General features: G+C 69.5%; 9 protein-coding genes. 7 read left to right on the forward strand and 2 right to left on the reverse strand.

From position 1 onward, the window contains the following. A partial coding sequence (locus tag ABF401_RS05875; RefSeq protein WP_353508606.1) for an IclR family transcriptional regulator occupies positions 1 to 715 on the reverse strand: 715 nt, incomplete at its 3' end. A 166-nt stretch (positions 716 to 881) separates the two neighbouring features. On the opposite strand from ABF401_RS05875, the gene ABF401_RS05880 reads away from it, so the two are divergent. From ABF401_RS05880 to ABF401_RS05910, 7 genes are all read left to right on the forward strand, one after another. Further along, on the forward strand, positions 882 to 1730 hold the full coding sequence (locus ABF401_RS05880) for an ABC transporter ATP-binding protein (protein WP_353508607.1): 849 nt from the start codon (positions 882 to 884) through the stop codon (positions 1728 to 1730). Further along, on the forward strand, positions 1730 to 3805 hold the full coding sequence (locus tag ABF401_RS05885) for an AMP-binding protein (protein ID WP_353508608.1): 2076 nt from the start codon (positions 1730 to 1732) through the stop codon (positions 3803 to 3805). The genes ABF401_RS05880 and ABF401_RS05885 overlap by 1 nt, the downstream gene beginning before the upstream one ends. Then, positions 3802 to 4674: a branched-chain amino acid ABC transporter permease gene (locus ABF401_RS05890; protein WP_353508609.1), complete on the forward strand. Its 873-nt coding sequence runs from the start codon at positions 3802 to 3804 to the stop codon at positions 4672 to 4674. Before ABF401_RS05885 ends, ABF401_RS05890 begins: the two co-directional genes overlap by 4 nt. Before the next feature lie 2 nt (positions 4675 to 4676). Beyond that, positions 4677 to 5741 (forward strand): branched-chain amino acid ABC transporter permease, encoded by a 1065-nt coding sequence (locus tag ABF401_RS05895; protein ID WP_353508610.1) that lies wholly within the window; start codon positions 4677 to 4679, stop codon positions 5739 to 5741. A gap of 129 nt (positions 5742 to 5870) precedes the next feature. After that, positions 5871 to 7094, forward strand: a complete 1224-nt coding sequence (locus ABF401_RS05900) for an ABC transporter substrate-binding protein (RefSeq protein WP_353508611.1) — start codon at positions 5871 to 5873, stop codon at positions 7092 to 7094. Continuing rightward, a complete protein-coding gene (locus tag ABF401_RS05905; RefSeq protein WP_353508612.1) occupies positions 7091 to 7939 on the forward strand; it encodes an ABC transporter ATP-binding protein in 849 nt (282 codons plus the stop codon). The genes ABF401_RS05900 and ABF401_RS05905 overlap by 4 nt, the downstream gene beginning before the upstream one ends. 12 nt (positions 7940 to 7951) lie before the next feature. Beyond that, positions 7952 to 9184: a phenylacetate--CoA ligase family protein gene (locus ABF401_RS05910; RefSeq protein ID WP_353508613.1), complete on the forward strand. Its 1233-nt coding sequence runs from the start codon at positions 7952 to 7954 to the stop codon at positions 9182 to 9184. Between the two features lie 77 nt (positions 9185 to 9261). On the opposite strand, the gene ABF401_RS05915 is transcribed toward ABF401_RS05910, so the two are convergent. Continuing rightward, positions 9262 to 11340: a sunset domain-containing protein gene (locus ABF401_RS05915; RefSeq protein ID WP_353508614.1), complete on the reverse strand. Its 2079-nt coding sequence runs from the start codon at positions 11338 to 11340 to the stop codon at positions 9262 to 9264. Between the last annotated feature and the right edge of the window lie 292 nt (positions 11341 to 11632).

Raw genomic sequence — 11632 nt, forward strand, 5'->3', positions numbered from 1 at the left:
TGAGGTGGCCCGCCACTGCCTCGATCTCCTCGGGAGACGCCCCCGGTGACACGGTGGCGACGAGGGCGCCGAGGACGCCCCCTTGGCCGTCGACGAGCGGCACCGCGACGTGGCCCGGTGGTCCGAATGTCTGGCCCTCGACGACGAGCCAGGGCGCTGCCGCCCACTCGTCCCTCGCGGCCTCCGCGACGGCTCGATCCTCCTCCGAGCACGACTCGAGGATCGCCTTCCACTCGTCGTCACTGGCCCGGGCGGCGAGCAGCCGGCCGGTCGCCGTCGTCAACACCTCACCCGCCGCGTGGGGCTCCCGGTAGAGCCCGGCATCGGGACCGTCGACCCGGTCGATCGTCACGACGGAGGAGCGCACCAGGGTCTGCACGACGATGGTCGACCGGACCAGGTCGCGCAGCTGGGCGAGGAACGGGGCGAGCGCCCCGAGGATCGGCAGCCGCGCCAGGTAGCGCTGCGACAGGCGGACGAGCTCCGGCCCGAGGCCGTAGCGCGACGAGCGCGGGTCCTGCTCGACGAGGTCGGCCAGGACGAGTGAGCGCAACAGCCGGTGAACCGTCGGGACCGACATGCCCGAGCGCTCCGCCAGGTCCGTCAGGTGCTGGTGAGCGGGGCCCTCGCCGAGGAGCTCGAGCAGGGTGACGGCGTTGCGGACCGTGCCGAGGCTCCCTCTCGAGTCCCGCTCTCCGAACTCCGTCGACGGCACCGCGTCTCCTCTGCCCTGTCACGCCTTCTCAGTCCCATGATCGCAGCCGATCCGGAAACTGACTGTAACTGCGCGAATAACGATTTCACAAGGAGGTCTTGCGTTTCCAGATAGTGGAAACGTATTGTCCGACCTGTCCAGCCGCCAACGAAGGAGGGGACCCAGCGTGACCACCGGTCTCACCAGGGCGTACCAGCACTCGCTGAACTCCTCGACCGTCCCGCCCGGCCAGCCCGTGCTCGAGGTCAACGACATCGGCCTCCGGTTCGGCGGCGTCCACGCCCTCCAGGAGGTCGGGTTCACCGTCACGCAGGGCCACATCCACGCCGTCATCGGGCCCAATGGCGCCGGCAAGTCGAGCCTGCTCAACTGCGTCAGCGGGCTCTACCACCCGCAGCAGGGCAGCATCGTGCTACACACCGGCGTCGAGGGCACCTCGCACGAGCTGACCAAGCTGCCACCGCATCGCATCGCCCGCCTCGGGGTCGCTCGGTCCTTCCAGAACATCGAGCTCTTCTCGCACCTCACCGTCCTCGAGAACCTCATGCTCGGCCGGCACATCCACATGCGCCACGGGGTGGTGCAGTCGCTCCTCTGGCTCGGGCCCGCGCGCCGCCAGGAGATCGCCCACCGGGCACTCGTCGAGGAGGTCATCGACCTGCTGGCCCTCCAGGCCCACCGGCACAAGCCGGTCGGCTCGCTGGCCTACGGCATCCAGAAGCGGGTGGAGCTCGGTCGGGCCCTCTGCCTCCAGCCCGCACTCCTGCTGCTCGACGAGCCGATGGCCGGCATGAACTCCGAGGAGAAGGAGGACATGGCGCGCTACATCCTGGACGTCCACGAGCTCGCCGGCGTCACCGTGATCCTCATCGAGCACGACATGGCGGTCGTCATGGACATCTCCAACCGGGTCAGCGTCCTCGACTTCGGTCGCCTCATCGCAGACGGCACACCGGACGAGGTCAAGGCCGACCCCCGCGTCGTCGAGGCCTACCTCGGGGCCGAGGAGCACTGATGACGAACAAGGACAACATGACGTATGCCGCTGAGCTCGCTCCGCGCAGCAGCGGGCACCCCGCCACGCGGGCTCTCGAGGGAGACACGCGGGGCGGAGCCCCCCGCGGGTCGACGTTCCCGAGGCTGCTCGCGCAGCTGGCCTCCCAGCGCCCCGACGGGACTGCCCTGCAGGAGAAGCGGTACGGCATCTGGCAGCCCCTCAGCTGGTCGCAGTACTGGGCCCGGGTGCGCGACTTCGCTCACGGCCTGGCCAGCCTCGGCGTCCGGCGGGGCGAGATCGTCGCCGTGCTCGGCGACAACCGCCCCGAGTGGCTCATCGCCGAGCTGGCGGCGCAGAGCATCGGCGCGGCCGTCGTCGGCGTCTATCCGACGAGCATCGGCGAGGAGCTGCACCACATCCTGTCGGTCGCGCACGTCAAGGTCGTCGTCGCCGAGGACCAGGAGCAGGTCGACAAGCTGATCCGCCTGCGTGCCGAGGCAGCCGAGCGCGGCGACGACAGCCTCGCCGTCGAGACCGTCGTCTACTACGACCCGCACGGGCTGGAGCAGTACTCCGAGCCGTGGCTGCGCGTCTTCACCGAGGTCGAGCAGACCGGCCACACGTGGGGACTCGAGCACCCCGGCTGGCTCGACGAGCAGGTCGCCGCGGCGGGCGAGCACGACGTCGCCGTCCTCTGCACCACGTCCGGCACGACGAGCAAGCCGAAGCTGGCGGAGCTGAGCCACGCCAACCTGCTCGCCATGGCGGAGCACCTGACGTCGGTGGACCCGATCCGGGCCAAGGACCGCTACGTGTCGTTCCTGCCCTTCGCCTGGATCGGCGAGCAGATGCTCGCGGTCGCCTGCGGCCTCTCGCGGGGCCTGACCCTCTCCTTCCCGGAGGACAGCTCCACGCAGAAGGCGGACCTGAGAGAGATCGGGCCCAACGTGATGTTCTCGCCACCGCGGATCTGGGAGTCGATGCTCTCCGAGGTCCAGGTCCGGATCGACGAGGCCGGCTGGCTCAAGCGCAAGGTCTTCGGCTGGGGCTACGCCATCGGCGACCAGGTGGCCGAGCGCCGGATCCAGGGGCGCGCGATCGGAGGCCGCCGGTTGCTGCACGCCATCGCCGACCAGGTCGCGCTGCGACCGGTGCGCGACCAGCTCGGGCTGGCCCGGATCGACCACGCCTACACCGGTGGCGCACCACTGGGGCCCGACGTCTTCCGCTTCTTCCACGCGATCGGGGTCAACCTCAAGCAGATCTACGGCCAGACCGAGATCTGCGGCATCGCGGTCGTCCACCGCGACGACGACATCGCGTTCGCCTCGGTCGGGACCCCGATCCCGGGCACCGAGCTGCGGATCGCCGACGACGGCGAGATCCTGCTGCGTTCCGACTCGGTGTTCCGGGGGTACCACGGCAACCCGGAGGCCACGGCCGAGGCAGTCGACCCCGAGGGGTGGCTGCGCACCGGTGACGCCGGCTACGTCGACGACGGCGGCCACCTGGTGGTCATCGACCGCGCCAAGGACGTCCTCACTGCCGCCGACGGCACCCCGTTCTCCAGCGCCTTCATCGAGAACAAGCTCAAGTTCTCGCCGTACGTCGAGGAGGCCGTCACCTTCGCACCCCAGGGCGAGCACGAGGGCATGACCGCCCTGGTCACCATCGACCCGCAGACCACCGGTTCGTGGGCCGAGCACGAGCGGCTCAGCTACACGACGTACACCGACCTCGCCGGCAAGCAGGAGGTGCGCGACCTCGTCGCCGAGGAGATCGTGCGTGCCAACGAGGACCTGCCCGAGAGCATCAGGATCAAGCGGTTCGTCCTGCTGCACAAGCAGTTCGACCCCGACGACGACGAGATCACCCGCACCCGCAAGGTGCGCCGCAACGTCATCTCCGACCGCTACGGCGAGATCATCTCCGCCCTGACCCGAGGGGACGACTCCGTGACCATCTCGAGCACCGTCACCTACCAGGACGGCAGCCGGGTCGAGCGCCGGCTCGACCTGCGCATCGTGGACCTGACCACCTTCCGCGTCCCCGACGGCCGGGGCCGGCGACCCGTCTGGAGCGGCCGTCGATGAACACCTTCATCCAGCTGACCGTCTACGGCCTGTCCGACGGCGCCCTGCTCGCCCTCGCCGCGCTCGGCTTCGTCCTCATCTACAAGGCGACCCGAGTCATCAACTTCGCCCAGGGCGAATTCCTGCTCGTCGGCGCCTACATGTTCTACACGGCCTTCGTCGTCATGCGGTTGCCGCTCGTGCTCGCCGCGCTCTTCGGCGTCCTCGTCGCGATCGTCCTCGGCGTGGTCGTCGAGCGCTTCATCCTGCGGCCGCTGATCGGGGAGAGCGCCATCAGCGTCATCATGGTGACGATCGGCCTCTCGGCCGTGCTCAAGTCGCTCATCCAGATCTTCTTCGGTACCTCGGTGCGCGAGCAGCCCCCGATCCTGCCCACCGGGTCGATCCAGATCGCCGGGGCGTCCGTGCCGATCAACCGCCTCCTCGTCATCGGCATCGCGGCCATCGTCCTGTTCGCCTTCTCCGCGTTCTTCCAGCGGTCGCGCCACGGCATCGCCATGCGCGCTGTCGCCGACGACCAGCAGGCCGCACTCACCATGGGCATCTCGGTCCGGCGGGTGTTCTCGCTCGCGTGGGTCCTCGCCGCGGTGAGCGCCCTCATCGCCGGTGTCCTCCTCGCGGACCTCTCCGCCGTCGAGCAGAACATCGCCGCGTTCGGCCTGATCGTCTTCCCCGTCGTCATCCTCGGCGGCCTCGACTCGGTCCCCGGCACGGTGATCGGCGGCCTCGTCATCGGCCTGCTCAAGCAGTACGTGTCCGGCTACTACGACCCCGGTCTGGCCGAGGTCATCCCCTACGTCGTCCTCGTGGCCATTCTCATCGTGCGGCCCTACGGCATCTTCGGCGAGACACGGATCGAGAGGGTCTGAGCATGTCCACTGCCACCGCGACCGGCATCCACCACCGCACCTATCGCGCCGAGCTGCGGCTGCGTCACACCAGGGCGGAGTACGTCCGACTCGCCCTGATGATCGTCCTGCTGCTCGCCGCCCCCTACATCCTCGACCGCTACTGGCTGGGCATCGCCAACACGATCCTCATCGCCGTCATCGGCGCAGTCGGGCTCAACATCCTGGTCGGCTTCACCGGCCAGATCTCCCTCGGACAGGGCGGCTTCCTCGCGGTGGGGGCCTACACCTCCGCCATCCTGTCCGAGCGCGCCGGGTTGCCGGCACCGATCAGCATCACGATCGCGGTGCTCCTGACCGCGGCCGTGGGTGCCTTCTTCGGCCTGCCCGCGCTGCGCCTCAAGGGGCTCTACCTCGCGATAGCGACGCTGGCATCGCAGGAGATCATCATGTTCGTCGTCCGCCGGTGGGAGTTCCTCACCGAGGGAAAGGGCTTCATCGAGGTCTCGCGCCTCGAGATCTTCGGCTGGACGATCAAGCGCCAGACCTTCGAGGTCCAGTGGTACTGGCTGCTCCTGGCGATCACCATCGCGGTCGTCGTCGTCGCCCGCAACCTGTTCCGCACCGGGCTCGGCCGCAGCTTCATGGCGGTGCGCGACCAGGACATCGCGGCACAGGCCATCGGGGTCAACATCACCCGGGCGAAGGTGACCGCCTTCGCCGTCTCGAGCGGCTTCGTCGGACTGGCCGGCGCCCTGACCGCCCACTACACCGAGACCGTCACCTGGGAGCGCTTCACCCTCGACGTCTCCGTGCTCTATCTCGCCATGATCATCGTCGGTGGCCTCGGCAGCATCGCCGGCGCGGTCTACGGCGCGATCTTCATGGGCCTGCTCCCGGCCCTGCTCACCGAGCTCGTCGAGCTCGCATCCGCCACCGTTCCCAGCCTGACCGAGCAACTGCCCGCGATCCGCAACGCCGTCTTCGGCATCGCGATCATCGTCTTCCTGCTCGTCGAACCTCGAGGGCTCGATCGGATCTGGAGTCGCATCAAGGACTACATCCGGTTCTGGCCGTTCCGTTACTGACGGAGCCACGCACGCCACCTCGCGTCACCCCGCGAGCTGGCCCAGCGGCATACGGCACCGCAACACCCCTCCACCACAAGAGAACTCAATGCCACCACGCCACCCGGCAAACCTGAATGGAGAAATGCAATGACGCATCGCAACCGGCTCGGAGTGATCGCCTCCTCTGCGGCGCTGCTCCTCGCCCTCACGGCGTGCGGGGGCGCCGCGACCGACGACGGGGCGCAGCCCGGCGGCACGGACGGCGACAAGGCCCCCGTCAAGATCGGCGTCATCGCCGACCTCACGGGCGCCACCGGCGACGTGGGCACGCCGTACCACGAGGGCATGATGGGCTACATCGACTGGGTCAACGGCAAGGGCGGGATCAGCGGCCACAAGATCGAGGCGATGGCCAACGACTACGCCTACAAGGTCCCCGAGGCCGAAGCGCTCTACAAGAAGTACGTCAACGAGGGAGCCGTCGTCATCCAGGGCTGGGGCACCGGCGACTCGGAGGCACTGCGCACCAAGGTCGCCGCGGACGAGCTGCCGTTCATGTCGGCGTCCTACGCGGAGCCCCTCACGGAGCCGAAGGAGTCGCCGTACAACTTCGTCGTCGCCCCGACCTACTCCGACCAGATGCGCGTCGCGCTGAACTGGATCGCGAAGGACGCCGGCGGCAAGGCCGAGGTCGCCGTCTTCCACCACGACAGCCCGTTCGGCACGGCGCCCGTCGCGGACGGCGAGAAGTGGATCGCCGAGAAGGGCCTCGACCTCGGCTACAAGGCCTACCCGATGCCCAAGACACCCAACCAGGTCGGGCTGCTGTCCCAGGCGAAGTCGCAGGGCGCCAAGTACATCGTCATCCAGAACGTGTCCTCCCCGGCCGCCCAGGTCGCCAAGGACATCAAGGCGCAGAACCTCGACATGAAGATCGTCTGCCTCAACTGGTGCGCTGACGAGCTGTTCATCAAGACGGCCGGTGCGGACAACGCCGAGGGCCACATCGCGATCTCGCCCGTCGCCCCGGGTGCCGACAAGCCTGGCCACTCGGACATCGAGGCCTACCTCAAGACCAAGGGCAGCTCGCTCAAGGACAAGGGCCTGCACTACTCGCAGGGCTGGTGGACCATGGCCGTCATGGCCAAGGGCATCGAGAAGGCCCTGGCGAGCAGCGGTGAGGAGCTCACCGGCCCGGCGATCAGGACCGCACTCGAGACGATGGACGCGGTCGACACCGGTGGCGTCCTCGGTGACGGCACGGTGAAGTTCTCGGCCGAGTCGCACCGCGGCAACACCGGCACGGGCATCTACGAGGTCAAGGGCGGCCAGCTCACCGAGCTCGCCGCAAACCAGACCCCGGAGTCATGACCACCACAGAACTGAGTGGGAAGGGGGTGGCCGGCGGCTCGTCGGCCACCACCGACCTGCTCACGCTCAACAACATCGAGGTCATCTACGACGATGTCATCCTCGTGCTGCGCGGTCTCTCCCTCTCGGTGCCCGAGGGCAGGATCGTGGCGCTGCTCGGCTCCAACGGCGCCGGCAAGTCGACGACCCTCAAGGCCGTCTCCGGGCTGCTGCCCACGGAGCACGGCGAGGTCACGGACGGCTCGATCACCTTCGGCGGCAAGGACATCACGCGCCTGGATGCCGCTGACCGGGTCGGTCTCGGACTCTCGCTCTGCATGGAGGGGCGGCACGTCTTCGAGCACCTCACCGTCGAGGAGAACCTCATCTCCGGTGCCTACTTCCGGGGGCGGATCGACACCAAGAGCGACCTCGACGACGTCTACGCCCTGCTGCCCAAGCTCGGTGACATGCGGGCGCGGGTGGCGGGCTACCTCTCGGGCGGCGAGCAGCAGATGCTGGCCATCGGGCGGGCGCTCATGGCCAAGCCCAAGCTGCTCATGCTCGACGAGCCGTCCCTGGGGTTGGCCCCGCTGCTCGTGAAGGAGATCTTCGCGTTCATCAAGCGGGTCAACGAGGAGATGGGGCTCACCGTCCTCGTCATCGAGCAGAACGCCAGGCGCGCACTCGAGGTCGCCGACCACGGCTACATCATGGAGCAGGGCCGGATCGTTCTCGAGGGCAGCGCGCAGGAGCTGCAGGACAACCCGGACGTCAAGGAGTTCTACCTCGGCCTCGGCGAGTCCGGCGGACGCAAGAGCTTCCGCGACGTCAAGCACTACAAGCGCCGCAAGCGCTGGCTCTGAGAGGAGCATCCCTTGTCGGTCGATCGTTCACCCACGCTCACCGCGACAGTCGAGGCGTATGCCGCTGAGCTCGCCCCCGCTGTCGGCGACGTCGCGCGCCGGGCTGCGTCAGCCGTGCCCGCCTTCGCCGCGCGGGTGCGGGCAGCCGGGTTGTCGGTCGACCAGCTGGCATCCGGTGAGGTAGCCGCATTGCCGGTCCTCACCAAGGACGACGTGCTCGCGCAGCAGCAGGCGCGACCTCCCTTCGGGGAGATGCTGGCCGAGGGTGCGGCGGTGCGGCGGGTCTTCCAGTCGCCCGGGCCGATCTACGAGCCGGAGCTCGACATCCCGGATCCTTGGCGGTGGGCGCCGGCGCTCGCGGCCGCCGGGATCGGCGCCGGCGACGTGGTGCTCAACTGCTTCGGCTACCACCTCTCACCGGCGGGCGCGATGTTCGAGGAGGGCTGCCGGGCTGTCGGAGCGACCGTCGTGCCGGGCGGGATCGGGAACCAGGACCTGCAGGCCCGGGCCATCGCCGACCTCGGCGTGACGGCGTACGTCGGGCTGCCGAGCTACCTCAAGGCGCTCGTCGACCGGTTTGACGAGCTCGGGCTGGACGCCGGACGGTGGCGGCTGGACAAGGCGCTCGTCACCGCCGAGCCGTTGCCCGACTCGCTCCGGTCGTTGCTCCGGGAGCGCGTCGCGACCGTGCTCATGTCGTACGGGACGGCAGAGGTGGGACTCATCGGCTACGAGACCTCACCCGGGAGCGGGCTCCTGCCGGCACCCGGCGTCCACATCGAGGTCTGCGACCTCGACTCGGGCGGAGCGGTGGTCGAGGGCGAGGGTCAGGTCGTCGTCACGCTCCTGCGACCCGAGTACCCGCTCATCCGGTTCGGCACCGGAGACCTGTCGGCCTGGCTTGCGGGAGCGGACGGCTCCGCGCGCCTCGCGGGTGTGCTGGGCCGCGTCGGTGAGGCGGTCAAGGTCAAGGGCATGTTCCTGCACCCGCGCCAGGCGGCCTCGGTGATGAATGGGCTGGGTGAGGTGTCCGCGTGGCGCTTCGTCGTCGATCGGGTGGACCACAAGGACGAACTGGCCTGCGAGGTGGTCCTCGGCTCGGCGAACGGCTCTCCCGAGCAGGTCGTCGAGCGCGTCCGGAGTGCGGTGCGGTCGGGGCTTCGCTTCGCGGCGAAGATCCGCACCGTCGATGCACTCGCGGATGACGAGGCCGGCCGGATCGTCGACGCCCGCAGCTGGGACTGAATCGAAAGAGCAGCGTCTCCCCCTCTTCCGCCGACCCGGTGTTGCGGTGAGCGGGGGACACGCTGCTCTTTCGGCTGCTACTCGCCGGCGGGGTTGAATCCGGCGCGACGGGCGGCCTCCTCGTTGAAGAACCACACGTCGGGCTCTCTGTCGTCGTAGCCCTCGCCCCCGGGGGCGATGAAGGTGCTGGAGTCCCGATAGCCCTTGACCGCGTGGCCAAGCGGCTGGGCGCCGTCCTCCAAGGTCGCCGCGGACCCCATCCCGTAACCGCCGTCGCGCACCTCCTCGAAGCTCGAGATCCGGCGCTCAGCCGCTGGCCGCTCGTCGGCTGCTGCGGCTTCCGCGGGCTCCTCTGGTGCGCGTGGTTCGTCCGCTGCCGGAGCCTCCTCTGCTGCGCGTGGTTCGTCGGCTGCCGGAGCCTCATCTGCTGCGCGTGGTTCGTCGAGCGGCGGTACCTCCGATCCGGCCGGCTCGACGATCGGCTCGGCGTCGAACGGCTCATCGCGGCCGTATGGCTGTTGTGACCGCTCCGCAACCGGTTGGCTGCTGGGGGCCGCAGCCGTCGAGCCCGGGGCCGCGGCGGCCATCGCTCCTGGCGCGGCTGCCTCCGCAGGTTCCGATGCGTCTGCGCCGTCGGAGGACCCGTCGTCGCCTTCATCGGTCCCGGCGGCTTCGTCGAGGAGGGGCGCTGCCTCCGAACGCTCCACCGGACCCGGGTTCTCGACGACCTGGGACTCGTCGCCTGGTTCTGCCGCATGTCCCGCGGGGGCGGCGGGCCCCTTCGCCGCGCCATCGCCGGAGCCGGAGCGAGTCCCCACGTCGGCCGCGAGATCCGTGGACCATGGCTGCCCACGGTGATCACCCGGGTCGTCGCCTGGCGTGCCGCCACCGACGAGCACGTCGTCGGTGTCCTCGAGCGCGGGGACCGAGACCTCTTCGGGGCTGGTCGCATCGGCCGAGCCGAGGTCCGGGCGAGCATCGGTTCGGGTGACGGACAGCTCGTCGTCCGCCGGCCCATTGATCCAGTCGGCGGCCTCCGACTCCTCGGCCGCCGATGCGTCGATCTCGTCCTGGTCCACGTCCTCGACCGGACCGTTCACCCAGTCGGCATTGTCACTCGGCATTCCCTCGTCCTCTCGCGCGTCGGCCGTGCTCGCTGCACCGGTACCCGCGACGGCGGCGCCTGCAACAGCGGCTCCAGCCAGGCCTTCGCCGGCCGCGGCTTCACCGGCCCCGGCCGCGCCTTCACCGACCCGGGCCATGCCTTCGCCTGCCCCGGCCACCCCTCCGCCGGCGTCAGCGGTCGGCCTGGCCTCGTCATCCGCCGGGCCGTTGATCCAGTCCTCGGCAGCGGTGTCGGCTGCGGCCGACGCCTTGAGGTCCTCGTCATCGACGTCCTCGACCGGCCCGTTGACCCAGTCGGCCTCCTCAGTTGCGGCTGGCACCGGCTCCGCCTCGGCCTGTCCCGCGAAGGGATTCTCGGCGTCGGCCAGGTCTGGCTCGTCGTCCTCATCGGCGAAGGGCTGCGGCGACCCAGCTCGAGCAGCCGCTGCGGCCGCCATGCTGGAACCAGCCAGTGAAACGCCGGCGGCGACGGATCCGGGCGCCCCACCAGGTCGCCCGAACGCACCCCGCTCCTCAGGCTCAGTCTCTCCGGGCTCTGCTTTGTCGCGCTCTGTCTCGGGCTCAGCCTGGCCCGACACCGGCTGCTCTGAGTGTGACCGCTCTGGTTGCGACGTCTCTGGCTGGTCAAGCCGCCGCCCTGACCGGTCGACGCGATAGCCCTCCTCGTCCGTGCGCACATCTGGATCGAGCCGGTCGGCTTCGCGCTCAAGGGATTCGCGTTCCTGGACAGCCGCTTCTGCCTCGGCCCGGTGCTTCTCGGCATGTCGCTCCAGTCGGGCTGCCTCGGCGGCCTTCTCCTCTGCCTCTGCGCGGGCGTCCTTCGCGATCGCTGCGGTCACCGAGGCTCGATCCTCGGCACCCTGGATCTCGGGCAGTCGCTCCTCCACGCGGGACCGAAGCGCTGCGGCATCGGCCCGCTGCTGATCCTCGACCCTCCGCCGTCGCGATGCCGAAACAAGGAACCACACGACCAGTGCGACCACAACCAGCCCGAGGATGATCCAGAGGACCAACTGCGTGGTGTCCGACATGCCAATCCCTCCAAGGTCTGAGGTTGGGGATCCTCCACGTCGAACCTACTGCGCGCCGGGCCTTTCACGGCGGGATGACACCACCCCTTCGCCGCGATGAACTCCCCTCAGGGCGACGGCGATCAGCCGGTCAGCTGCAGGGGTGGACCGTTCGGTGGGTCGCCGGGTGGGTCGCCGAGGGGCTCCCCGGGACGGTCGGGTACCCGTAGCCAGCGCACGCCGGTCGGGGTGATCGAGGGCACCAGGTCGAGCTGGTGCGCCAGGGTGTGGTGTCGCCCGCAGATCAGCGTCC

It is taken from the genome of Intrasporangium sp. (assembly GCF_040414665.1).
Classification (GTDB): Bacteria; Actinomycetota; Actinomycetes; order Actinomycetales; family Dermatophilaceae; genus Intrasporangium.